This is a genomic window from Acidobacteriota bacterium, from assembly GCA_035529075.1.
GTDB lineage: Bacteria > Zixibacteria > MSB-5A5 > GN15 > FEB-12 > DATKXK01.
In genome coordinates, this window is sequence record DATKXK010000005.1 from 1 (window position 1) to 24,046 (window position 24,046).

20 protein-coding genes are annotated in these 24,046 nt (G+C 55.1%); 6 read left to right on the forward strand and 14 right to left on the reverse strand.

What is annotated here, in order from left to right:
- Positions 1-207, reverse strand: a 207-nt coding sequence (locus VMY05_00900) for a hypothetical protein (GenBank protein HUV29635.1), incomplete at its 3' end; no start/stop codon positions are given.
- A 363-nt stretch (positions 208-570) separates the two neighbouring features.
- Here VMY05_00900 and VMY05_00905 point away from each other — a divergent pair.
- The 3 genes from VMY05_00905 to VMY05_00915 all read left to right on the forward strand — a co-directional run bounded on the left by VMY05_00905 (position 571) and on the right by VMY05_00915 (position 5,732).
- Positions 571-708: a hypothetical protein gene (locus tag VMY05_00905; protein HUV29636.1), complete on the forward strand. Its 138-nt coding sequence runs from the start codon at positions 571-573 to the stop codon at positions 706-708.
- 577 nt (positions 709-1,285) lie between these two features.
- Complete coding sequence (locus tag VMY05_00910; GenBank protein ID HUV29637.1) at positions 1,286-2,590, forward strand: efflux RND transporter periplasmic adaptor subunit; 1,305 nt, start codon at positions 1,286-1,288, stop codon at positions 2,588-2,590.
- A gap of 43 nt (positions 2,591-2,633) precedes the next feature.
- Positions 2,634-5,732 (forward strand): efflux RND transporter permease subunit, encoded by a 3,099-nt coding sequence (locus VMY05_00915; GenBank protein HUV29638.1) that lies wholly within the window; start codon positions 2,634-2,636, stop codon positions 5,730-5,732.
- Positions 5,733-6,275: 543 nt separating this feature from the next.
- Here the strand turns inward: VMY05_00915 and VMY05_00920 are convergent.
- From VMY05_00920 to VMY05_00955, 8 genes are all read right to left on the reverse strand, one after another.
- Positions 6,276-6,602: a transcriptional regulator gene (locus tag VMY05_00920; GenBank protein HUV29639.1), complete on the reverse strand. Its 327-nt coding sequence runs from the start codon at positions 6,600-6,602 to the stop codon at positions 6,276-6,278.
- Between the two features lies 1 nt (position 6,603).
- Entirely contained in the window at positions 6,604-7,245 is a 642-nt protein-coding gene (locus VMY05_00925; protein ID HUV29640.1) for a hypothetical protein, read from the reverse strand.
- A gap of 382 nt (positions 7,246-7,627) precedes the next feature.
- Positions 7,628-8,821: a PDZ domain-containing protein gene (locus VMY05_00930; GenBank protein ID HUV29641.1), complete on the reverse strand. Its 1,194-nt coding sequence runs from the start codon at positions 8,819-8,821 to the stop codon at positions 7,628-7,630.
- 413 nt (positions 8,822-9,234) lie between these two features.
- Entirely contained in the window at positions 9,235-10,461 is a 1,227-nt protein-coding gene (locus tag VMY05_00935) for a PDZ domain-containing protein (GenBank protein HUV29642.1), read from the reverse strand.
- 46 nt (positions 10,462-10,507) lie between these two features.
- Complete coding sequence (locus VMY05_00940) at positions 10,508-11,155, reverse strand: TetR/AcrR family transcriptional regulator (protein ID HUV29643.1); 648 nt, start codon at positions 11,153-11,155, stop codon at positions 10,508-10,510.
- 378 nt (positions 11,156-11,533) lie between these two features.
- Positions 11,534-11,683 (reverse strand): hypothetical protein, encoded by a 150-nt coding sequence (locus tag VMY05_00945; protein ID HUV29644.1) that lies wholly within the window; start codon positions 11,681-11,683, stop codon positions 11,534-11,536.
- 25 nt (positions 11,684-11,708) lie between these two features.
- Positions 11,709-13,670: a M56 family metallopeptidase gene (locus tag VMY05_00950; GenBank protein HUV29645.1), complete on the reverse strand. Its 1,962-nt coding sequence runs from the start codon at positions 13,668-13,670 to the stop codon at positions 11,709-11,711.
- Positions 13,667-14,050, reverse strand: a complete 384-nt coding sequence (locus VMY05_00955; protein HUV29646.1) for a BlaI/MecI/CopY family transcriptional regulator — start codon at positions 14,048-14,050, stop codon at positions 13,667-13,669. Before VMY05_00955 ends, VMY05_00950 begins: the two co-directional genes overlap by 4 nt.
- Positions 14,051-14,512: 462 nt before the next feature.
- On the opposite strand from VMY05_00955, the gene VMY05_00960 reads away from it, so the two are divergent.
- On the forward strand, positions 14,513-15,130 hold the full coding sequence (locus VMY05_00960) for a class I SAM-dependent methyltransferase (GenBank protein ID HUV29647.1): 618 nt from the start codon (positions 14,513-14,515) through the stop codon (positions 15,128-15,130).
- 385 nt (positions 15,131-15,515) lie between these two features.
- Here VMY05_00960 and VMY05_00965 read toward each other — a convergent pair whose 3' ends face one another.
- Complete coding sequence (locus tag VMY05_00965) at positions 15,516-16,982, reverse strand: CxxxxCH/CxxCH domain-containing protein (protein ID HUV29648.1); 1,467 nt, start codon at positions 16,980-16,982, stop codon at positions 15,516-15,518.
- A 17-nt stretch (positions 16,983-16,999) separates the two neighbouring features.
- Positions 17,000-17,626, reverse strand: coding sequence for a hypothetical protein (locus VMY05_00970; GenBank protein ID HUV29649.1), 627 nt, complete (start codon positions 17,624-17,626; stop codon positions 17,000-17,002).
- Between VMY05_00970 and VMY05_00975 the strand changes: the two genes are divergently transcribed.
- A complete protein-coding gene (locus VMY05_00975) occupies positions 17,615-17,854 on the forward strand; it encodes a hypothetical protein (protein HUV29650.1) in 240 nt (79 codons plus the stop codon). The two genes, VMY05_00970 and VMY05_00975, sit on opposite strands and share 12 nt — an antisense overlap.
- A 206-nt stretch (positions 17,855-18,060) precedes the next feature.
- Here the strand turns inward: VMY05_00975 and VMY05_00980 are convergent, their stop codons facing one another.
- From VMY05_00980 to VMY05_00990, 3 genes are all read right to left on the reverse strand, one after another.
- On the reverse strand, positions 18,061-19,305 hold the full coding sequence (locus VMY05_00980) for a hypothetical protein (protein ID HUV29651.1): 1,245 nt from the start codon (positions 19,303-19,305) through the stop codon (positions 18,061-18,063).
- 628 nt (positions 19,306-19,933) lie between these two features.
- The gene (locus VMY05_00985) at positions 19,934-21,145 is read right to left on the reverse strand and encodes a DUF5700 domain-containing putative Zn-dependent protease (protein HUV29652.1); all 1,212 of its coding nucleotides are present in this window, start codon (positions 21,143-21,145) and stop codon (positions 19,934-19,936) included.
- Positions 21,146-21,599: 454 nt separating this feature from the next.
- A complete protein-coding gene (locus VMY05_00990; GenBank protein HUV29653.1) occupies positions 21,600-22,550 on the reverse strand; it encodes an alpha/beta hydrolase in 951 nt (316 codons plus the stop codon).
- A 533-nt stretch (positions 22,551-23,083) separates the two neighbouring features.
- Between VMY05_00990 and VMY05_00995 the strand changes: the two genes are divergently transcribed.
- Positions 23,084-23,677 (forward strand): class I SAM-dependent methyltransferase, encoded by a 594-nt coding sequence (locus VMY05_00995; protein ID HUV29654.1) that lies wholly within the window; start codon positions 23,084-23,086, stop codon positions 23,675-23,677.
- Positions 23,678-24,046 lie beyond the last annotated feature (369 nt).

Below are 24,046 nucleotides of genomic sequence, written 5' to 3' on the forward strand. Positions count from 1 at the left end.
TGCTTCCATCCCATCAGGCGTAAATACAGGACAGCCGTGAAGGTTCGGATCGAGAAGCCCTTGAGCAAAAACCTGCGGTTTCAAGCCCGGAGGTTTCTGCCCAAGGTAAGGACCTGTCAAGACCGGGAAATCATCCTGCTGTGCGTTAATACACGGAGCCAATGTGGCGGATATCAGAAGCACAACACAAATTGCCTTAGATTTCATTGTTTAATAACCTCTCTTCCGTTTCTTATCTACTAATACTAATACTAACCAGCGACTTCCACTAACAGTAGAATAAGCCATTTTAACACTAAAATCGAATTCCAAAAGAGTTTGGGGAGAGTGAGGTCCACCCCGCCATGAATATTGACCCCGCCGCTCGGTGAGGTTATCTTAGATCCATTAATCCACGCAGATACAGAGGAAAACGAGGGTCAATGGACCCCACGGCAAGCTGTGGGCCACCCGGCGGTCTCGGATATGGTCGGCCACACCATACCGGAGAGGATAGACTAATACCTGGATGACACCCAATGTAACACCACAGCGAGGACGCACCGACTACGCTACATCCGGGGGCTGATGATGGAACACCTCATTGACGTCAAGGGTATGGGCTTTGAGCAGGTAATGGCCGACAGTGTGACCAGAGACGCCGTCTGTCAGGAGATGATGGTTTGGCGAACGTTACTGAAAGGCCGCAACCAGCCTCCAGTTGACTAAAGGTCGCCATCGCCTTTGCTTCAACTGGAGAATAGAGAGATGGCTGGTCAGCAAATAACATGGGGCCAGAAGTACTATCGCGATATCCTCCAACGACTTCCATCAATCCTAGCACAGTGTGTCCTCACGGGAAACAGAAAAAACCATAGGAACTCGGGGAGAGTGGGGGCGGGTTTAGCCTTATAAAGGCGGAACATTGGTTCTTGAAAATCTGTATAACGGATGTATTTGAAGTTTCTGAGCTCAAACAACAGCCGTGCGGACAACTGGGACATAATAGTGTAGTGAATAGTCAACCCCGCTTTTCTCTCGCCTGTTCCTTTGTTTTGCCGTACCCGGCCATTAGTCTATCCTGTCGTTGGTCGTGGTTCCATCCGACCGTGTCGGTTAAAAGCTCTTCACGGAAAGGCTACGCTACTTCTTTGCCCGTTTCCACAGCTTTTGAAATTACTTTGGCACTTGCTTCATGGGGGCCATTGATTGTATCTTGTCCATTCTCCTACCGCGTAGGCCGAAGGTGCGGCTGGCCCAAACCGTCGCTGGATGACAAAAGGGAAGCAGCAGAGAGAGTTCCTAAATGAATGTACGAACGGCTACATACTTACTCGGCCTCGTAATTGCAGGATTATCCCTGTCCCACTGTGGCGGCAGCTCCGGTGGCGCCCGGGGTAACGGGGGCAACAACCTGGTACCAGCAGTTGAGGCGGTTCAGGCCGATGTCGGCTCGCTCCCGCTGATCGAACGGTTGAGCGGAGTGGTCCGAGCGAAAAACCAGGTTGAAATCTACACTGAAATCAGCGCGACCATCATGCAGGTCCACGTGAATGACGGCGACGCCGTCACCGAGGGACAACCCCTGATTCAACTCCGTGACACCGAATTTCGCGAGCGGCTGAAACAGGCTCGGGCCGGCTACCAGATCGCCATCGCGCAAGCAAGCCAGGCAGAGATCCGACTGGGCAAGCTCCGGTCCGACCTCGAACGCGCCGAAACCCTGGCCGAGAAACGGTTGGCCAGCGCGACTGAACTTGAGGCTGTTCAGACCGAGGCAGCCTCAGCCGAGGCCGATGTTGCCCTGGCCAAAGCCCGTGTCGAGCAGGCCCAGGCCACAATCGACGAGTACGAAGAGGCACTCGCCCGAACCGTGATCCGCGCCCCGGTCGCCGGAACGGTCGGTGATCGGAACGCCGAAATCGGCATGTCTGTCAACGGCAACATCCGCCTGTTCACCCTTGGCCAACTCGACACGCTGCGGATCGGCATTATCCTGACCGATCACATGCTCAATTATATCGAAGCCGGCCAGCGGGCCGAAATCCAGACTGCCAACCTGCCGTTCGGGTCGGCCGCCGCAAAACTCTCCCGCATCTCCCCATTCCTGCACCCGGTGACTCACAGCACCGACGCCGAAATCGATCTGCCCAACCCCGACCATCAGCTCAACCCCGGCATGTTCGTCACTGTCGACGTGTACTATGGCGAAAGCGAACAAGCCACACTCGTGCCGCTGAGCGCGCTGTACGATAACCCTGCCACCGGGGCCACCGGCATCTATGTAACGGCCGACTCCCTTGCCGGGGAAGCGGTCGAGGCTCACGAAGGGGACAAGTCGATCGCTCTCACTGCCCCTGTAGCGTTTGAATTCGTCCCTGTCGATGTGATCGCCAGGGGGCGGACCACCGCCGGAATCACCGGCGTGGAGCCGGGCAAGTGGATTATCACTCTCGGGCAGGACCTCCTCGGCGGCAAGCCGGGTGAAGCCCGGGTCCGAAAGGTGGATTGGAAATGGGTCGAACGCCTTCAGCACCTCCAGCGTGAGAATCTGCTCGAAGAGTTCATGGAACGCCAGCAGGAAGCCGCAACCGGCGAACCGACAACCTGAGCCGCTAATCACTTAACCGGTCTGACATAGTGGTCACAGCACGATGAATATCACGCGCCTCGCCGTCCATCGCCCGGTCGCCACCGCCATGGTGTTCCTGATCATTATCATTCTGGGCGTCATGGCCCTCCGCTATCTCCCGGTCGATCTCCTTCCGCAGATCGAATACCCCAGACTGAGCATCTCGACCTCCTATCCCAATGTAGGCCCGGAGGAAATCGAGACTATCATTACCGACCGCATCGAAAATGCCGTCGCCAGCGTCTCTAATATCGAAGAGGTACGGTCCAGATCCTCGGAGGGCCGCAGCCGGGTGACACTTGAGTTCGCGCAGGGAACCGATATTGATGCCGCCGCTAACGATGTCCGCGCGGCCCTCGACCGTATTCGCGATGACTTTCCGCCTGAAGTTGATCTGCCCCGCATCTGGAAATTCGACCCCGACAACTTCCCGGTCGTCATTCTCGGCGCCCATTCCAGTCGCAGCCTCGATGAACTGACCCGCATCCTCGAGCGTGAGATCGCCCAGCGATTCGAGCAGATCCCGGGGGTCGGCTCGGTCGATGTATGGGGAGGCGTCTACCGTGAGGTTCAGGTTCGTCTCAAGCGCGACCGCCTCGCCTCGAGCCGTCTCTCCGCCGCCGATGTCCGACAGGCGCTGCAGCGGGAGAACGTGACGCTCCCTGGCGGCGACATGCGCGAGGGAATCAGCGACATGTATCTGCGCACCCGCGGCGAATTCCGGTCGCTCGATGAGATCGCCGGCACCATCATCACCGTGGTCGACGGCAAGCCGATCCGCGTTCGCGATGTCGCCGAGGTTGTGGACGGCTACGAAGATATCAACCGGGTCGTTCAGATTGATGGCAAGCCGATGATCCGGCTGGGAGTTCAGAAACAGTCGGGGGCGAACACCGTCGCCGTCGCCGCGGAAGCCCGCAAAGTGATGGAGCAGATCAGCCGCGAGCGTGACGACCTGGAACTGCTGATCGTTATCGACCAGAGTCAGTTTATTCAGAATTCCATCAACAACGTGCAGAAGTCGGCGCTCTTTGGCGGTCTCCTTGCTATCTTCATTCTCTACCTCTTTCTGCGCAATGGTTCAACCACCTTCATTATTGCCCTGTCGATTCCCATCTCGATCATTGCCGCCTTCGGCCTGCTCTTTTTCAATGGTCTGACGCTCAACCAGATGAGCTTCGGAGGGCTCGCACTCGGTATCGGGCTGATCGTAGACAACTCCATTGTCGTGCTCGAGAACATCATCCGCTTGCGGGAGAATCGTCACACGCTTGAGGAAAGCGCGCTGACCGGAGCTAAGCAGGTGAGCGGCGCCATTGTCGCATCCACCCTGACCACGATGGTGATCTTCCTTCCCGTGGTCTTCATGCAGACTATCTCCGGCATGCTCTTTCGGGAACTCGCGCTCGTGGTCGTTTTTGCTTTGCTCTGCTCGCTGCTCGTGGCGTTAACCCTGGTGCCGATGTTGGCCAGCCGCTTCCTCCACCTGCGGGCCGGCGAGAAGACGACCGAGAACGAGAACTCACGGCTCGGTCGCTGGTTCATTTCCCTCCAGGAGGCCTACTCACGCCTTCTGGCGGCGGCGATCCGCCACAAGAAAATTGTCTTTGCCACGACCGGAGTCCTGCTGGTAATCACATTCCTCCTCTGGCCCCTCCTGCCGATCGAACTCGCACCTCAGACCGATGCCGACGAGATCGGGGTGGACTTGCAGATGGCGCAGGGAACGAATATCGCGGTCGTGAACGAATACCTCCAGGAACTGGACCGGATGGTTCGGACAGTCACCCCCATGGATCAGGTCCGCCATCTGACCGCCGAAATCCGTGGCGGCGACGCCGAGGTGGAAATCGCTCTTAAGGGGGCTGACGAACGCACCATGAACAGTTTCGTCCTCGCCGATCAAATCCGCCAGGCTGTTGTAGGTAAGATACCGGGCGCAGACATTCGCGTGTCGGCCCAGTCCGGTCTCTGGATGTTGCAGCGGCTGTTCGGATCGGGCGGGGGCGATGCGGTCGAGGTCGAACTGCGCGGTTATGATCTGGCGATCGCCGATCGCATTGCCAATGACCTCAAGCAAATCATGGATCAGGCGCCGGAAGTGGCCGATGTCCGGGTGAGCCGCCGCGAGGGGCGCCCCGAGCAGAACCTGATCGTTGACCGCGAGAAAATCGCCGATCTAGGTCTCTCGGTCCGACAAGTCGCCGAGGTGATCCAGACCAACATCGGCGGCAGCCGCGCCGGCGTCTACCGTGAAGGGGGAGAGGAGTTTCCTATCACGGTGCGACTCCAACCCGAAGACCGGCTCAGCACGCTCGATCTCAGCAACGTCTCAGTGAGAACCGGTGCCGGCCAGACCCTGCCGGTCTCGGCCGTGGTGCGGACTGAACGCCGCCGCGGCCCGACGGATATCGAGCGAATCAACGGCCGGCGCGTCACCTACATCTCCGCCAACCTCGAAAGCGGCGCCGCGCTCGGGGACGTGGTCGAGGATCTGCAAGCCAGGTTGCGGGATTACGCGCTCCCCGCCGGTTTCTCCCTGGTGTTCAGCGGCGAGTACGAGGAACAGCAGAAAGCGCAGCGCGATTTCCTGCTGTCGATCCTCATGGCCGTGACCCTCATTTACATGGTCATGGCGGCCCAGTTCGAACGGTTCCTCGACCCGCTCATTGTCATGGTCACTGTGCCTTTGGCGTTTGTCGGCGTGGTGCCGACCCTGCTCCTGACCGGTACGACCCTCAACGTGCAAAGCCTGATGGGTATCGTCATGCTTATCGGGATCGTGGTCAACAACGCCATCGTGCTTGTCGACTACATCAACATGATGCGCCGTGAACAAGACCTTTCCATACAGGACGCGGTTCTGCAATCCGGACGGCTGCGGCTGCGGCCGATCCTGATGACCACCTCGACGACCGTGTTGGCGATGCTGCCCCTGGCGTTCGGCGCCGGCGCCGGCGGCGAGATTCAGGCAGCCCTGGCCCGCTCGGTGATCGGCGGCCTGAGCATCTCGGCCCTCATCACCCTGATCCTGATCCCGGTCGTGTACATAACGGTCCATAACGCAATGGCCCGCGTCCGCAAACCGGCCGTCCGGGCCGTTCAACCCGCTGCGGAGTGATGGATCGGCGGCGGCTCCGGGAATAAGCGGGTGGATATAGCTCAGCCGTCTCAGGCGGCGAGGGTAATTCGGCAACAAGCAATCATGCTTACGCAGCGGCTGGAAGCGGGGCTGATTGGAGCGGAAGCACCGAATAAGCTGCGTAGCTGTTCAACGATGGCGACTATCCGTGCAGGGATTTTTTGCAGCGACTTCACTGTACGTAAATGATTTGCCTCCAATGACTGCCGCGTCCTGTTGAATAACATATCTTCACTTGAAACCCGAATTTCACCATAGTTTGGCGAGAGTGAGGTCGGGGCCGCTTTGACCATGCTGCGTTCTCGAATATCCAGTTGCGGAAATCGACTCGCAGAGCCCGCTTGTTCTTTATTAGGCTGCAGGCTTCATTATGATCCAGTTGATAAACTCGTCCCGCAAAGCCCGCCATAATCCTTAACCCCAACGGTTGGGGCCACCCTGTGCTCGTCATCGGATTCACAACCGACCGAGTACGAGCCGAGAAGAAAGACACCATCGCAGAGGGCGGGATACGCGGGTTCTCTAATCCGGAAGATCGTCAAGGACCTGTTTCATGCTCCGTTTATACTCCTTGAACGCGGTGCGCCCGGGATTGCTGAGACGAATGGTCGTGTGCGGCTTCCTGCCCTTATACCCTTTCTTTATCACAACGTAACCAGCATCCTCCAACTTGGCCAGATGAGTAGATAGATTACCCCACGTCAATCCGGTAATTCGCATAAGAAAGACGTAATCCACCGAATCAACCACATACAGATATGTGAGTATCATCAGTCGGGCCGGCGCGTGGATCACCTGATCAATGTGTTCCAGCGGGCTCAGGTCCGGATGCGATGATGGTTCGTTCATCTCATGCTTCCCCTGTGGTAACTTCTTCTCTGGGTGCGGGGTTGTTGCTTAGAAGACGAACGAAGACAAACAAACCGGTTAGAATCATTAGGGTCGCTGTTACCCCGAAGGTGATCGGGAAACCATGGTGGGACGCACTCCCGCGCACCCATAACCATTCACCGATCAGTGGCGATAGGCCGACCAGCAGGCCGTAAACGTATAGCCGGCGAAAATCCAAGAAGTACGCCGCGACACTGCATAACACTAGGCAGATTAGTCCAAAGAGCGCACTCGTTTCGCCACCCGATAGAGCCTCAGAGTTGAAAGATCTCCAAATTCCCAGGATTAACGCGATGATGTTCACGGTGAGCATCACCACAGTGAATTTGCGTAATCTCGTCTTGCGGGCTGAACCAAACCTTACTACCCCGACCCGGGGTTTGACAACGTGCTTGCGGATCAGCCAGATGCCCAGCATTACCATCCCCCAGAAGGGGACAAATACCACCGTACCCCAGAAATCTCCCAAACTCGGGGTTAGGAATGGGGCGATAGCCCATATCAGGAAAACACAGCCTATAAAAATGTCTAATAGACCGTCCTGAGTAGCGACCAGAAAGACCTGGCGCTCAGCCTTCTTCAGGCTAATTACATCACTCATAAATCACCTCTGCTTCAGAGTCGTGTTATCTCCAAAGAGTACTTTTAAATGCAAAGTACTTGTATCTATATTGACGTAACAGGCTGCGAAGTGTTGCAAGTTTTTTGAAGGAAATTACTTGGCAGGGCGCCCCCCCTATGACTCACAAGCTATGTTCCTCCAACGACTTCCGTTAATTTTGGTGAAACACGGCTGTACTATGAAGTCGAAGTCCGCAGAAGTATTGGGAGAGTGATATCGGGCCCGCCATTACTCTCACTGCGGATCAAAGATCAATTCAACAGTTCTGGGTATTGAATAGACAACCCCGCCATATTCTCGATCATTTCCTGCGGCCACATAAACAGGATTCGCCCCGGACTGCATCCTCAGTGCTACGGTGTTAGATAACTCGTCGCAGCGCCAGGGCTACTTCCCTGGTAATACCGGTGGGCGACGACAGCGAGAGTCTGACCACGGCACCCTTTTCTCTAAGGATTCTGCGGAGTTCATCTCTGCCGATCTCACCTAATGGTCGTCCGTTGATGCTATGAATAACATCCCCCGGACTCAATTGAGCTTCCTCCGCAGGTGAACCGGGGAGAATGCGTTCTACTTTCAAGGTTCCCTCATCAGTCTTACTGAATTCGATCCCCGACATATTGTATTCAAACGGTTCGGCGAAGTGACTGTTGGGGACGAGAATCATACGCTTATTCCTGTAATCAAAAGTGACATTGAACCTCCTTAATACGCCATTGCCGAGGTTGCCGTGCTTCTCCATTGCCGAAGGCCCGTGGCGCGGACCGGTCTGGAACGATGACATTACGCCGTGCAGTTCCAGGTCGCCGAGGCGGAGTGTGTTGATTCTTCCGACCTCACCATAGATTGGGCCGCTGACGGTTTTCCCGAGCAGTGTTTCAATAGAATTATCTGGTGGCACGATCGCCTCATGAGTTCCGACGTTCAACGAAACGGCGTGAGACGCACCCAGATCTACGACCAATTCCATGGGGGCCACCGCCCCGCCGACCATTTCAGCTGAGCACTTCAGAAACGGGAGCCCGTTTCGCATCAACAGAGGCAGCACCTCGGCATTGGGCGGCATCTGGAACTTATCAGGTTCCACCAGAATGATCTCGTATTTGTCGAAGTCAATTGTTATGGTAAACTGACTGAATAATTCAAACCCGATGATGCCATCGTCATCTCCGAGCATCGCCCCGAGATTGCCAGCCTCCGGCTCAACTATTGCCGACAAGTCAGTCAACTCCAGTCCGGGAAGGCTGAGGCTAACGCCCTGAGCGACGCTGGCCATTAGTGGCTCCTGGTTCCCGGGGTCGCCAGGCACGGGCATTTCGGCTACGAAGTTCATGCCCAATTGGTCCTTGTTTCCCTTCCCGATCATGATCAGGCCAGGCATCGGCATCCCAGTGTCAAGGATGAGCCGAACATTCGCCTTTCCATTTACCTTAGCGGCAAAAACGACATAGCCCAGATCCGGTGCGAAGGGGATTCTGGCTGTACCATCCTCAGACAAGAAGATGTGCTTCCCGGGTCCAGGTCCAGGACCCGGACCCTGTGCCTGCAGTGACATACTGCACACCAGAAGCAACATGAACAATGTTGTCACACCGTGACTCTTCATGGAACTGTCCTCCAGATTCTTGTACTACATGTTTATACAATGTTCTTATGAGCAGTGTTGAAATATGTTCCGGGCCTGGGAATGACTTAACAATAAACCACTACCGACAGTACGACAATCATGCGCTCGCCATAGTGCACAGAGCGTCAGGGGCAGGCATGGACTGACACGCCTAACCTCTTGCTGCAGTGCAGCTTATCGTGCAGCGGGGTGGTGCCGCCGGTCTCGCGGGTCCGCACCAAAGCAGCAATAGAGTGAGAGTTCACAAGAGAGGCAGATGCCCAACGGGTTCTGTAGTCAGCTTCATGTCCTGCGCTCTCCGGGTGTGAGGCCCACTGTGTAGACGGACGCTGGAGCCGTGATCAGATGATGCGCCTGAGTATCAATGATACTTCCTTCTCCTCGCTGTCGCGCTCTATGCGCACATTCACTACCGCACCCTCCTGTTTGAACATTGAGCGCAGATCGAGACTGCCATAGTCAGTGATCAACTTGTCGTTAATCCTGAGTATTTTGTCGCCTACCTGCAAACCTGCCTCCTCGGCAGGAGAACGTTCGTGAACCTGTTGAATTATGGCGTAACCCTGCAACGCAACTGCCATTACAAAGCCTGACATATCGTATTCGAAAGGAGTATCGAATGAACTGTTGGGCTCGACAAACAGCCGTCGCCGATGATAATCAAAGACAAGATTGAAACGTGACAGCAGCTCCAGTCCGATCATCGCCTCATAAATCGCCTGATCACGATGTTCCTCGGATACGTAACTTGCAATCAGATCGTTTATCCGATAACCCCCGATATCAATTTGCGGGAGTCGGGCGACAAATCCGCGAGTTTCCACGCGCTGTATATTGAAGCCGAGGCTGGCGGGTAGTTTCATTTCAGGCAGAGTGATATTATGTTCACCGCCAACTACAAGCTGTAGCCGATCGTTATAGCCAAGATCCATCAACAGCTTCATTGATATACTGCGTCCGTCCTGCATCTGCAGTGTCGCCGGAATTGACCAGGGACCAAATCCCAGGGGCTGCCATGGGATTGCGACGCCCTTGCCTCCATATTCGTAATTTCCAGGCTCCCTCAGAGTTATGATCATCTTGTCGAAATTTATGTCCACCACGAAATGCCTGAAAAAGGTGGCGCTGATCTGGCCTACGCTGCCCGACCACATGCTGCTATTGCCCGAACTGTAAGGCGTAACGACCGCAGTTTGTTCTATGAATGTCACACCGGGCAGTCCGACGGTAATTCCGGATGCAGTTTTGGAAACGAGCTTCTCCGAATCTTCATTGCCGACCCCGATTTCACCGTCATACACTAAACCCAGAGAATCAACTTCGGGACTGCCCCAGAAAAGGAGCTGGTCCCACATGTATCCGTCATCGAGGAGCATGTGAACCTGCCGACCGTTCACCTCACACAGAAAACGAATGTCGCCCCTGTATATATCAAAAGGGAATTGTATCGTGCCGTCATCTGCCAATATTCTATAAGCGCCGGGCGGCGGGCTTGTCTCAGCGCTGTCGCCAGCGCCGGTGTTACCAGACGCCAGAATAACGCCCGGTAGAATGAGCAGAATAGTCATACTATATATTCGAACCCATAGGGCAAGGGAGGGTGAGTGTGTGGTGTCATTTGATTTCACTGTGACCGACTCCTTCATTCTTAATGCCGCGTGCGAAAATATCCAGATACGTTCTGACGTACTCCTCCGGCTCGAAGTATGCAAACGAATAGGTTGATGAGTGCGCTCTGTTGACAATGCTCCGAAAAGAATACAGAAAGTGACTTATTGCCAGATCAACATTGAGATCGGGACGCAGAGAGCCATCGCTTAGACCGAGATGGAAAATCCTGCGAAGCCCTTCGGCCAATTCGTTGTTTATGGTCTGGAAAGACGCAAATATGTCATCGGTAATCAGTTTTCGATCGATTCCTTTGAAATCCCAGTAGAGCTGTAAACGAATTGAGCTGCGGTGCCGGCAGGTAAACGAATAGAGAGACTCACCCCATTTGATTATCTTTTGAAGTCCAGTGTCCGCCGTGGCCAGTTCCCTTTTCTGTTCGGTCCAGCGGGCTGAAAGATCTTCAATAAGGATCGACAGACTTATCTCGTCTCGGCTCTTGAAGTAGGCATAGAGAGTCCGCCGCGTGTATTCAGCGGCCGAGGCAATATCGTCCATACTGGTATTCTCGATACCTTTTTCATCAAAGAGTTGGCGGGCAGCTTCTAATATGAATTTCTTTCGGATCTCACGTTCGATGGCTTTTCGAGACATTGCGGCGCCTCATTCTCCAGGAAATTACACATAGCGTGCGATATGTTACATCATACGAGTATTGTTGGTTATTGTTTCAAAAAGACCTGGTGATATCTGATACTTTGGCGGGAGTTGATTGCGTCTATTTGGTATCCAGGAAGCGGCATCTCCTGAAGAACTTTGCAGCCTCACCATATGGCATGGCACTACATCGTTGACGCGCCTGTCTGTTCGTTCCAGATTCTACTGTCTTTCGATGTGGTCCGCTTGTTGTCCAGTGGTGTAACGTGATGGCAAACCCGAATTCCACCGAAGTTAGGGGGGAGTGAGGTCGGGGCCGCCAAAGATATTGATCCCGTCTCCCGCACAGGCAGATGGTTAGCGCCAATGTAACTCTCAGTTTCCTTTGTGGCTGATCAGCTCCTCGGGAGTCAGGTCCTTCAGACCCTCCCTTTGTAGTCGCCTCACGAACGATGGAGTCACATTGTGATTATGCAGCTCGATGAGAATCGATGGAGCCAGGTTGTCATAACCCAACTCAGACATTTGGCGAACGTAACTTGGAGTAACCTCATTTGCCAGCTTTTTTTGCCAGCATTTCAATTATGCCGTCAATGTCCTTATATCCCCGTTCTTTCATCTCCTCTACATCTTTCTGGGTGATATCGAAACCACACACCCACACCATATTATCTTCGGACACATCCATAAAGCGATGCCGGTAACAATCCTCGAAATCGCCGACATCTAGATTGAATGCGCGCAAGGTGACAAAGCTCTTGTATGACAGATCGCGGAAGCCGGCGTCGCGGAATTCTTCCACAAATTTGGGGGTTATGCCGTGTATTCTTGCCGAGATTAGCTGGTCAGCCGTGAGATGTCCAACTCCCAATCTTTCGAATTCTCGCGCGTCATCCGGAGTGACGCCCTGGACCCGCATTGAAAGCAACCTATCGTAGGGCAAGTCGGTGTACCCGGTCTTGCGGAACTCTTCTATATACTCCGGAGTTATACCTTGTGATCTTGCCGAGATTAGCTTATCCACGTCGAGACTAAGATGACTATAACCCTCCAATCCGGATATGAACTCCCGGGAAACATCAAATATGGCAGTGGCAAGCACTTTCTCCTTATCATCGCCACGAAGTCCGTACGGGTTCATAAAGTGCACGAATTCGGAGTCAGGCTGAAAGTACCATTCGCCCTCTCCCCAACAATTCCGGCCGTTTCGTCCCAACCTTCCGTCCAGGAAGAAAGTGCCTGCATCGCGGATGAGCTGAAAGGTTTGTTGGCCGTCACCGATCTTGTCGAAGAACTCATTTCGATCGAAACTGAACGCTATCCGTGAGTCGCGGCCTCGATTGAAACGAATATAGAGTTTATCGTGGTCTGACTCGATTTCCCACTCGCCACGCAGATCGCCGGGTCCCGGATCGAATGTTTGCGTCGCTTCGATTTTCTCGCTGGCCTGCACCGCCGAATCGTTCGAGCCGCCGAACGATCCGAGAAACACAGCAATGATAGGAATGACCACGAGCATACCGGAAATGCTCAGCACCGATGAATAGAAGCGTGGTTTTGTCGCGCCGACTATCCGCCGAATGCGACGCCTGAGCGGCGTGCCGGTAAGGGCGGTACCAAAACTTGTCTGAAACATTCTTAACTCCTCCAAATTAGCCAATGCGCGGGCATACCTGAGTCGGTTGCCTGTTCTGAGAATGGCCGTGTCATCGCAACAATCCTCCCGCTCGGTCCTGATCTGGCGGGAAAGCCACCAGATAGCCGGATTGAAGAAGAACAGCGTTTCCACAGCCGTCTGTACTATATTGACGAGGACGTCGTAACGTCGAACGTGAGCTAGTTCGTGTACAAGGATCATCTCAATCTCGGAAGGATCGAGCGAAGCAAACATACTTACAGGAACCAGTATCACCGGTTTCATCCAGCCTACCACACAGGGCACTTTGACCAGAGAACTGCTCAGAAAGGAAACGAGTCGTCTGACCCTGAATTCATCGCACAACTTCTCGAACCGCGCCTGCCACTCGGGCGGTACCGAGGAGGTGCCTCGCCTGACAAAGCCACGGGCACGGCGCCAGCCAAGAAGATGGTAGACGGAAAACAGCATCACGCCCGCGATCCAGATCATAAAGATGTACCGACTGATCGAAGGATGTTTCCACCAGCGGTTTGATGAAGATACACCGTTCGTGGGAGCGGGGGTGTTAATTGTCGCGCCAACGTCCGAACTGCCCTCTCCACTGGCCAATTCACCTGTCACTGCGGAAACGTGTCTTGCCGGACCGTACCCGTCAGGCCGAACTGAGACGGCCGTCACGGCTGCAGCCACGATAACGGCTGCCATGGCGCTGCAAGAAACGGCGTAACGAATCTTTGCGTTACTGCTTCTCAACAGGGATAGCGCGACGGCTGCAAGAATCCCGATGAGAATCCCCTGCCAGAGTGAATGCATCAGAATAGTCGCAACAGTGCGGATACACGGCTCCAGATCAATTAATTGACTCTCGATCATTTTGACCCCGCCTCCATTTCATCCAGCATACGTCTGATTTCGGCAAGTTCCTCAGGCGAGACCGGACGCGCGGCCAAGGCCTGGGCGACAAGTTTGCCGGTAGAATTGTCGAATACCCTGGCAAGAAGGTGCCTCACGTATTTACGATGAACCTGTGCGTTGGATGCGACTGCCCGGTAAACGTGGGCTCTGTGTCTTTCATCCCGCTTGACAAGCCCCTTCTCGGCCATGATCTGCATCAGTTTGAGGATGGTAGTATATCCCCGCGGCGGGTTGTCCTTAAGAAGGGCATGTACTTGGCCGACCGTGCACGGGCCATATTCCCACAACACTTTCAACAATTCCAGCTCGGCGTCTGTCGGATTCTGCTTATGGACCATCACAACTCTCCACATGGTTCAAAGCTGTCAGTAGATGAGTACGAAGAGCTTCGTAATAAGTTTCGAACTTTTTGCCCCGACTTAGTCTCGCGTCCGGGAAGCCGGTGCGGGTAGAAGAGGACCGTGATCGCTCGGCTAACTATATACAGAGTAACCAGTTCATTGACAATTGGGCAGCGGCAGCTATGAGTCTTTCGAGCGTATTTGTAGTAACCAATAGTCTACGCTTACGGCGCTTTAGGACAGTTCTGGGCCGAGTCTAACCAGACAACATTTACTCCTATTGCATTACCCTCCAACGACTTCCGCTGATCATTACATAGTGTAACTGGATGACGAATTCGAAGCTCACAAAAGTTTTCTGAGAGTGATATTGGGGCCGCCATGTATATTGACCCTGCCGTCCGGCGGAGTTATTTTTGTGTATGTCGCCGTAATTCGTTCGCATTGCTTTAGGATCGTATGAGAAAGCATCCCCACCACAAGGCTTTTGAAGTAGTGAGATCCGGATACGATCGGCTAGGTAATCTCTATACCGCGGAAAGAGAAAAGGCTGACAATTGGAAGGAAGTGAAGGCGTTTACCTTGCGGCTGCCCGCCAACGGAAGAGTCCTCGACGCCGGATCTGGAACAGGTATACCGATAGCTCGGCACCTGGTTCAAGCCGGATTCGATGTCGTAGGCATCGATTTTTCGGAGACAATGGTAGCGGTTGCACGCGAAAACGTGCCGGACGCCACTTTTCAGCAGATGAATATGACCGCCATCGATCTTCCGCCGGAATCGTTCGACGGCGTGATTTCCACCTATGCTATTATTCATGTACCAAGGGAGGCGCATGCGAGCATCTTTCGATCGTTTCACTCGATCCTGAAACCACGGGGCGTGATGCTTGTCTCGGTAGCCAGTTGGGCCTGGGAGGAGTTCGCCGAATACATGGGCGTGGAAATGTTCTGGAGTCATTTTGGCCCGGACAAGACCCAATCACTCATCACTGAAGCCGGCTTTGATATCGAGTTCGGTCGCGATGTGGAGACCGGTGGCGAGAAACACCATTGGGTTCTGGCCCATAAACGTTAGACCTAATCGATTACTTTCCAACGACTTCCGCTCGCGGTGGAATATCGCACTACGATCTTAAAGTTGAATACTACAAAAGTTTGGGGAGAGTGATACTGGGGCCGCTTTTAAGCCCTTATTCCCGGCCATAAATTGTATGTTTGGAATAGTCCGCGTTCTGTCTATCATGTTCAAGCTCTCGTTTGCCTGGGCCAACAAGCAAGCATGGGCGAATCCACCGACTTTTGAGCAAACATCCAGTTGCGAAAGTCGTCTCGCAGGGGACGGCATTGATATCCACCCCGTCGGAAGATGGGGTCATTTTGTGGATGGCTGCGAGATTCTGTGAAATCAGCGGGGTGTTCATCAACAGCTGAGGAAGAAGCACACCCATCTAAGATGCTGCTTACTGCCAGTCCTCGGATTCGTGGCATGCCCCTGGTCCTGAACAGGTGCCGTTTTGATAGCTGATCTGTCTGGTGCCGAAAGCAATCGTTATCTGGCCATCGACATGCACTGTTTTGCCGATTATCGCCAGCCCGGCATCGACGGTCGCCGAGTGACATTCATAGCAGGCCACATTTTCCTCGCGCACATGTTTTTGGTGTCGACCGGACAGGTCACCCGGATTGGCGCCGTCATCATGGCACGAACCGCAGGCCGCCTGGGCCGGGGCGGTCCATATCGGTCCGTTGGCTGGATAGCCACCCGCGAAATTCCCGTGGCAGTAGGTGTTGCTGCATACACCGGTGGCCCGATTCCACTGCGAGGAGCCGTCGGCGAGTTCACCCCAGGTGACTTCGGCGGTCGAATCAATTTCCCAGTGTCCGGGACTGGTCAGGCGGGCCGGGACCAGGTGGCATTCGGTGCACGAGAAAGCGTCGGCGACATAACCGCCCTCCACGTGTGTCATATGGGCTCCCACCGCCAGAGTAGCCGCCGAGGTCTCTCCGCGTAGACCTTGCGGCGGTGCCCCCGTCAGGTTGTGCACGCCGCCATGGCAGTGGGTGCAGGCGTCCGAGCCTGTGCCATGGCACTCATCGCAGCGCGGTTGGTCCGGTGTCGAGACGTTGGTGACACCGTTGACGTGCAGAGACGGCATCACGATAGTCAACGACGAGTCCACTACCTCAGCGTGACAGTCGGCGCAAACCAGGCCGCTGGGGGTGAGGTGGATCTGGTGGACGAGCCCTAGGTCGGCCGGATTGGCCCCGCCATCGTGACACGACCCGCACTCCGCCTGTCCCGGAGCAGTCCATTCGGGCGAGTTACTGTGGTAGCCGCCGTTGAAATTTCCGTGGCAGTAAGTGCCGGAACAGGATCGTGCGGTCCGGTCCCAGACAGCACCTCCGCTGTCGGCAAATCCTTGCCACGTGATTTCAGCGATCGAATCGAGAGTACCGCTGCCGAGATCCAGATGATACGGCTCAAGCATATTGCCTGGTACCAGGTGACATGACCGGCATTCCACGATCGCCGAACGCGGTGTCCCCGACAGGTGCGTCGTGTGGGCTCCCACGGCGACAGTGGTATCGTCCGTCTCATCGCGGAGGCCGAATGGCGGAGCGCCGGTATTGTTATCCTGGCCACCGTGGCAGGTGATGCAGGTACCGCTGGCCAGGTGGCAATCAACGCACGAAACACCGACTTTTCCACCTCGGAAATAATTGCCGTGGCACGTGGCACAACTTACCGTGCCGTTGATCCGCGCCACCCTACTGTGAAAGTCTGGCGAGAGGGAGTTCATCCAGGAGGCGGGATGCGCGCCGGGCAACTGGCTGACTGCCCGCTGGTCGCTGCATCCACAGGTCAGCAGAATGAAACTCAGGAACGGCATCATGGTCTGGCAGACTCTGTAAACAATGTATCCCATTTTGGTCACTGGTTTCTTCAGTCTCCATTACCGTGGCAATAGCCACAGAAGCCCGTTCCGGAACGCTCGGTACTAGTATGGCAGGCAAAGCAAAAATAACCGTCGTCGTCGTGCCATGGTCCGTGGCCGTCGAAACGGGCCGGATCGGCCGAGTGGATCCGTGGATCGGTCCCGCGCACACCATCGATGTCACTATGGCATCCGGGGCGGGCACAGGTGGGATCATCGACGTCGTGGCAGGAAGCGCAGTTTTCGATATCGGTTCGCGCCGCGCGACCGTGGTCGATTCGCCAGTTCATGGTCGAGTGAGCCAGCGGCATCCGGTTCTCGCTCTCGTGACAATCGTTGCAGAATGATCTTCGATCATGGCAGCGTGCGCAATCGGCCTCTTTACCCTGGGCGTCCAGACCGTGAGTGAATCGGTAGTTCAGATCATGGATATTGCCGGTCTGGTTGTCGCCACGATGGCAGTCCAGACAGTAAACCTCCTGCTGGTGACAGGCCCGGCACCAGTCTGGTTTCAGCGTGGCCTGTTCGGCGTGCTGGTGCCGCCAGCCGATCGGGTGAATGTCCGCAAGGACTACCTTGTCGGCGTGACAGAGACGACACCCCCCGGTGGCATGGAGGCCGTCATGGCAACTCATGCACAGCGGCTTGCCCGGCCGGCCTGGCTGGTGCGGAATTTCTTCGTCTACTGCAGACAGAACGTGACAGGTCTGGCAGTCGGCCGTGAGATCCAAATGCAACTTATGATTGAACAGCACCGGCGACTCAGTCCTGGCAGCTGGCGATGGGTTATCGGGATCGCGGTGGCACTGGCCGCAACTCTCGTCATTCTCAACGTCGTGACAGTCGGCGCACACGTCCATTGATGGCAAGCCGTGATCGTCTGAGGAGGCGCTGGACGGAATCTGGGCGTGGCAAGTGATACAATCGATCCCTTGATCCGTCACGTGCAAAGGGTGCGAAAAAATCAGTTCAGTTGCCGGCGCCTGCCGGAGCGTGTCCGCCATCATGACAGACGTTCCGGCGAGAATCACCAGGGTCAGACAGGCAGGCAGACCAAGACGTCCAATTTTCATTTTGACGCCTCCGACCTGGCCGGACCAACCCTAAAACCTTTCGCCAGTTGTACGAATATGCGTTGATCGCTTTTGTCCACTGGGTTTCTCAGGTATTGGCCCTCGACCCTGACCGTAACCGCCCGGCCCGGCCGCCACAGGAAACCGGCACTCGACGAATAGGCATCAATTCTGTCAGGGGTTTCTGGTTGGATAAGATAGCGCGAGACAAAGGCCGACGTGTATAACTCGAGATTACGCAAGATATTCACATGAACCTGTCCCTGAAAGCCGTCACTTTCACCTCCATACCCATCACGGTGGTGCCAGGCCATCATGAAATGCGCGGTCCTCAGGCCGAATACCGACCGCCAGGCGTCGTCGCCGTCAAGCAGTTCACGGTGAACCTGAGCCAGCACGCGGACGTCACGCCACACCGCGCGTGTGACTTCCGCCCGTATCCCCTTATAAGCATCGGCATCGATCAAACTGAATACGGTGTTGCCATCGACCGATGGCTTCCGCCAGTGAACCTCGGCTGACAGGTACCACTTATCCGGGCGCGCCGTTGCGCGGGCCAGAACGCCGGCCATGTCCCGATCAAGAAGGTCATACGAAACCCGGGTGTAGAATTCGGTTCGTCGAATCTCCCCCCAGGCATCGATACCTGCCCGGTGTCGACTGACCGAGCCATCCGACGTTCGCGCCAGCCAGTTCAAGCCCAGTCTAAACGACCGAGATCGCGCGTATTCAACGCGGCTTCCGAACGCGCCGTGACCGCTGAGAGACTGGATTTTGTCCGGTGTCTCATGCGAAACCCCGGCGCCGCCGAAGAGATCAATACTGACCGATTTGAGGATTCGTAGCCTGGCCCGGAGGCCATCCACCACGGAACTGCCGAGGGTATTATAAACAAACTGGCGCCCGGCGTAGATTGTGCTGCCGGCCGGATAGCCCCGCAGGCTGAGATAGAAGTTATATATGTAAGTCTGGGATGCGCCTGGTTCTCCGGCCGCCAGATCGTCGGACCGTCGCAGGTTGATGTGAAGACCAAGCGCCCGCGTCTGGTCTCCATGCCACAGAGTGGCAGTAGAATTGAATCCGACATAGGTGCGCCAATGCGTGTCGTCGGAACGCTCTGAGCCGTACAGGCTGGAGTTCACTCGCCCGGTCAGTTCAACCGCCTCACTGGAAACTGATAGGAAACACAGGGAAACAAGACACGAAAGAAAAACGCCGCACTGTAGAATTCGGTGTCTCACAGAGGACCTGCTTTCACGCGCCTGCGATGACAAGAGATAACTCAGGTTTGAGAAATCGATTGCTCCGACCAAGTCCTTTCAAGACCTGTATTAACCCAAGCTGGTCATAGAAGGCCCTTTTTGTCAAGTTTTTACTTTGGAGTTGCCTGCTATGACCTTTGCCCCCACGAGCATTGATCTTTCCGGAGGGTCACAGCGGTCGAATCGGGCTCGCAGCGACTCAAGGCTACGCAGACAGCGTACCTGCACCAGCGGAAGGCATCCTCCCACCTGTCCCGTCATTGGCGCAACCAGCAGGACCCACAGGGTGATCTCTGTCGGTCGTGATTTCAAAATATTATTCGATTGTCTTCCAACGGCTTCCACTGACCTTTGCATAAGCTGTTCTGACCGCAAAGTCGAAACTCACAGAAGTATGGGGAGAGTGATATTGGGCGGGTGGCCCGTGGGCTTGCCCCGGGTTTCCAGGAGCAACCCTTTTCAGCGAGTGTCTGGAAATCGGCAACAATTCTGGGGATTGCGAAAGGCTACTAGAAACCCAGCGCGAGCGCTGGGCCACCCGACGTTTCAGCTGCACAGTGCGGCCAAGGTGAATACCGGTGGCAGCCACTTCTCCGACTACCCCGGTTCAAAGCGCGATCTTCAACAGGGAGTCAGAGACGGTTGCATTATAAGAACGAAACACGTCGTGCGGAGTGATCAGCAATTGCACGGCCGAGTCGTGGCCGCCCGTAGCGTCTACGATGTGACTTATCATCCACCAGCCCAGTGTATAGATGCCACTCGGGCGATCGACAATGTGTTCCTGCAACAACATCTGTTGATCACCTTCGGGATATGTGCGTTCCAGATAGTCAGCAAGGAGTTGCCGCGCAGATTCCTGATAGCTCCGATCGAGCCAGGCGCGCACAGAATCCGCGGTGGTTTCGTTTCGGCGAATATGTGCAATGACGCGCTCCAATTCGCGTAGCCAGAAGCCGATAACGACTGAATCCTCATACATCGACCTTTTGAAACCGGATGGAGGGTTACACTGTAAGGCCACGCCTTCGGAGACTATTCGCCTTATGATGACATCCTCCCAGAGATCCTGCCAATTGTCAAACTTGCGCGTCGGCGGGTAGAGATGTGGCTGCGCAAAGACATGCTGGAATTCGTGGGCCAGCACCGCCTCTATTTCCGTCGTGGGAATACCGGCGAGATGATCATAGCGGCCCGATGCCGGCCGCTTACTCAATAGGACGCCGTAAAGGTCGAAGCAGATTGTGCCATCCTTAGCGAACGCATCACCATTCCCATCCAGAATGTAGTATGTCGTAGGTACTGGTAAGTCTCCCGGAGGTGCCCACTTGGCAGCAAGCGAGACAGGCTGAGCAATACTAACCATTGAGATCTTCTCGACCAAAGCAGCGAGACTGTCGCGGTGGCGAAACAGTCCGAGCTGGACTTGCCCGATGTCGGCCGGACTCGGAACTGCCCGATATGGCAGGGCGGTAAAAACACGATAATGGACGTCGCGTGTCACATTGGTGAACTGGCGAAAATACAGTCTGTAGGCGGATGATGCCAGCAGACTATCGATGAGCGCGGTGATTCGCGGTTCGTGTGCATTGCGCTCGGTAAGCGCCGCCAGGCGCTCTTTCTGTCGCTGAGGATCAAGTGCGGCTATCTCCTCCAACGTGTCCTCGTAGTTTGGGTTGCTCTCGGCGATCGCGTCGAACAGGCGCAGCAGGAGGTAGATCGCCGTGGCGTCGGACCTCTGATCGGCGTGGATCAGGTCAGCTCCTGTCACGGCGTGGAGAACCGACACAAGACAGAAGATCAATACAAACCTGGTCATACTGTATCTCCATCATCGAGTAGAAAGTGTCCGTGCTCGGACACTCTTATTACGGCCAGACCTCAAGTTAAGCTTCACCCTGCCGGATAGCAATGGCCTTTTGGTCTTCAGCCTTATTCGTAACCGGTGACTATCCATTTCATCCCGTCAATCCCGGCATAATGTAACCGGATCTGGAGCTGGAATCTCACAAGAGTGTGGGGAGAGTGGGCGGGTGGCCCGTGGGCTTGCCCCGGGTTTCCAGGAGCAACGGTTTTCGGCGGGTCTCTGGAAATCGGAAACAATTCATGGGAATGTGAGAGGCTACCAGAAACCCAGCGCGAGCGCTGGGCCACCCGGCCGATAGCATATTCCAAGATAGTAACGCGGCCTCAGCAGCAGAGCATGAGGTAAAACATAAACCCACCCGTTGGCCGGGGTACCTTTGCAGGTCTTGCCCCCCCCGGGTGACACCCTATTCCTTCAGGAAGTCCCGGATCACCGGCAGTATCCGATCCGCTGCCTCTACCCAGAGCCAGTGTCCGGCGTTTTCGAACCTGACTAACTTCGAACCGACAATACCCTCATGAATCGGTTGAACGTACTCAAAAGGAGTGGGGTCATAATCGCCGTATAGAATTAGAGTAGGACAGGTAATGAGCTTCAGGCTGTCCCGAATATCGTAGCTTCCAAAGAACTCCCGCAACCGGTTGTATCTACCTTCGACGATCTCATAAGTAGTATCCCGATACCAGAGATTGATGCTATCGGCGTAACCCGGGTCGTAGCAGTAGGCTCTGAAGTAAAGCCGCCAGAACTTCTCCACGGCTTCGGGCCGCCGCCTGGTAATGTCTTCCGATCCGGTTATTTCATTGATGGCCAGGGAGTCTTCCGCCGTCCGGTTAGCAGCGATGTTGGCCCGGTAAACAGGCAAGTAGTCAGCACTGACGCCCATGGTGGAGGTCAGGACCAGCGCGCTGACGTTCTCGGGATATTTGAAAGCGTAATGCATAGCCACCATACAACCCCATGACCCTCCGATGATGTTGATCTTCTCCGGGGCCAACTTGAGTCGCAGGGACTCCAGGTCCTCAACGAAATTGTCCATGGTATGTGTAGCCGTATCGGCATCGCCAGTCGATCTTCCGGCCGCTCGCTGATCGTAGAGAATCAACCTGTATTCGTCCGACAGCGCCTCAAACGGGAGCATGGTTTCAAGAGCATCACCCGGTCCGCCCGACAGGACGAATGTCGCTTTGCCGGAACCCATCATTCGGTAGTGGATCTCAATACCCCTGATCTCGGTTTGACCTTCTTGCACAGCTGACGGTCGTGGTGCGCACCCTGACACCAAGATGCCGAGACCTGCCAGAAGCGTGATTACGAGCTTGATATTGCCTTGAAATGAGTCGTGCTGATTCGGCATGCCATCCTCCCTCTTACGGAACCGGTTTGTCCCTCGCCAATGCGGTATTGCGCATCCCGTGAGACAATTCTTCGACCACTATAACATACTTCGAAGTGCTTCGTAAAGGTTTTTCCGTCGAACGCTCTATGAAGACGATCACAATCGTAGAATCTTTTTCATTCCTCTAACTTCATATGATATACTCCCTGCTTTTCCCAGTTCATATCCACTGTAGTCCTCCATCACCTCCCTAAAGTCAGGGCTGCGAGTTGACGGGCGATTGGCCACTGAGCCATTGACTGCCCATCGAGTGCCACTGATTGCCGCTTAGTATGGCCGGAGAGGAGACTGGAACCCTGCAAAGTCCCGGGCAGAGTGAAATCGGAGCCGCCATTGGCTAAAAAAAACCCCGGTGTAAGCCGCGGGCTTCTTGCTGACAACCATGTGCCCTGGGCGTACTTTTCTACCGAGAATAGAAACGGGTCGGATGGTGAAACCGGGTTGCCGTGCATCATACCCAAGTAACCGTGAATATCATACGGAGGATGTCTATGTTTCATGAGATAAAACCAGACATACGGGCACGAATGCAGTGGCTCGAAACACAGGACTCAAAGGATCGGATTGATGGCAGTCAGCGTAGTCAACGACTTCGGCAGATCCCCCGCGACACCGGTCGTTTTCTTGCCGTACTGGCAGCCGGCGCACCCGACGGCGATATCGTCGAGATTGGCACGAGCGGCGGCTACTCAACCCTGTGGCTGGTGGTGGCCTGCATCGAATCCGACCGGCAGGTGACGACATTTGAGATTGCCAGTGATAAGGTTGACATTGCACGTGAGACATTTCGGCTGGCTGGCGTTACAGATCGTGTGAATCTCGTCCACGGCGATGCGAAGGAGTTTTTGAAACAGAGAGACGGCATTGCATTCTGTTTCCTCGATGCAGAAAAGCAGGAGTATCAGGACTTTTACGACATCGTCGTTCCTCGTCTTATTACTGGAGGACTTCTGGTTGCGGACAACGTTATCAGCCACGCGGAACATCTCCAGTCATTTGTTAGTGGTGTTGAGGCAGACGTGCGCGTAGACAGCCTAGTAGTGCCAATTGGGAAGGGAGAACTCCTGTGTCGGAGGGTTCCATAGAGTGACACGTCAGATGTCAGAGGTATTCTCCCGGGATTGTGTCTTCGGTGCACAATCGACAATGCACCGACGTATTCCACTGGCGCCGAGATGGCTCCGGCGGATCAGAAACTCGAGAACCGGTATGGTTTGCGGAGAGTGAGGCCGGGGCCGCCGCGGATGCCTGTGCAGTGGTAAAAAATGTATTTACCCTCCTTGATCTCGGCTGTGATCTGGCGGCCGCACTTAACAAAGGCCATCAGGTTGTCGAAAGCGGAGCCCTTCCGACCCGACCAGGGCCTGTTATCATTCCCGAGAGCCGTCGCCGGAGCTGTTTACTACCGAACACAGGCGCGATATTGTTCGTCCTCTAATGTGAATATCCTGAGA

Excerpts from the sequence above, each read along its gene's own strand:
- VMY05_00920 (HUV29639.1), bottom strand. The coding sequence starts at position 6,602 with ATGAACGAACCATCATCGCATCCGGACCTGAGCCCGCTGGAACACATT.
- VMY05_00990 (HUV29653.1), bottom strand. The coding sequence starts at position 22,550 with ATGCCGAATCAGCACGACTCATTTCAAGGCAATATCAAGCTCGTAATC.
- VMY05_00955 (HUV29646.1), bottom strand. The coding sequence starts at position 14,050 with ATGGTCCATAAGCAGAATCCGACAGACGCCGAGCTGGAATTGTTGAAA.
- VMY05_00985 (HUV29652.1), bottom strand. The coding sequence starts at position 21,145 with ATGACCAGGTTTGTATTGATCTTCTGTCTTGTGTCGGTTCTCCACGCC.
- VMY05_00915 (HUV29638.1), top strand. The coding sequence starts at position 2,634 with ATGAATATCACGCGCCTCGCCGTCCATCGCCCGGTCGCCACCGCCATG.
- VMY05_00970 (HUV29649.1), bottom strand. The coding sequence starts at position 17,626 with ATGAGTTGCCATGACGGCCTCCATGCCACCGGGGGGTGTCGTCTCTGT.
- VMY05_00995 (HUV29654.1), top strand. The coding sequence starts at position 23,084 with ATGTTTCATGAGATAAAACCAGACATACGGGCACGAATGCAGTGGCTC.
- VMY05_00975 (HUV29650.1), top strand. The coding sequence starts at position 17,615 with ATGGCAACTCATGCACAGCGGCTTGCCCGGCCGGCCTGGCTGGTGCGG.
- VMY05_00930 (HUV29641.1), bottom strand. The coding sequence starts at position 8,821 with ATGTCACTGCAGGCACAGGGTCCGGGTCCTGGACCTGGACCCGGGAAG.
- VMY05_00965 (HUV29648.1), bottom strand. The coding sequence starts at position 16,982 with ATGGGATACATTGTTTACAGAGTCTGCCAGACCATGATGCCGTTCCTG.
- VMY05_00960 (HUV29647.1), top strand. The coding sequence starts at position 14,513 with ATGAGAAAGCATCCCCACCACAAGGCTTTTGAAGTAGTGAGATCCGGA.
- VMY05_00905 (HUV29636.1), top strand. The coding sequence starts at position 571 with ATGGAACACCTCATTGACGTCAAGGGTATGGGCTTTGAGCAGGTAATG.
- VMY05_00925 (HUV29640.1), bottom strand. The coding sequence starts at position 7,245 with ATGAGTGATGTAATTAGCCTGAAGAAGGCTGAGCGCCAGGTCTTTCTG.
- VMY05_00945 (HUV29644.1), bottom strand. The coding sequence starts at position 11,683 with ATGTCTGAGTTGGGTTATGACAACCTGGCTCCATCGATTCTCATCGAG.
- VMY05_00935 (HUV29642.1), bottom strand. The coding sequence starts at position 10,461 with ATGACTATTCTGCTCATTCTACCGGGCGTTATTCTGGCGTCTGGTAAC.
- VMY05_00940 (HUV29643.1), bottom strand. The coding sequence starts at position 11,155 with ATGTCTCGAAAAGCCATCGAACGTGAGATCCGAAAGAAATTCATATTA.
- VMY05_00910 (HUV29637.1), top strand. The coding sequence starts at position 1,286 with ATGAATGTACGAACGGCTACATACTTACTCGGCCTCGTAATTGCAGGA.
- VMY05_00950 (HUV29645.1), bottom strand. The coding sequence starts at position 13,670 with ATGATCGAGAGTCAATTAATTGATCTGGAGCCGTGTATCCGCACTGTT.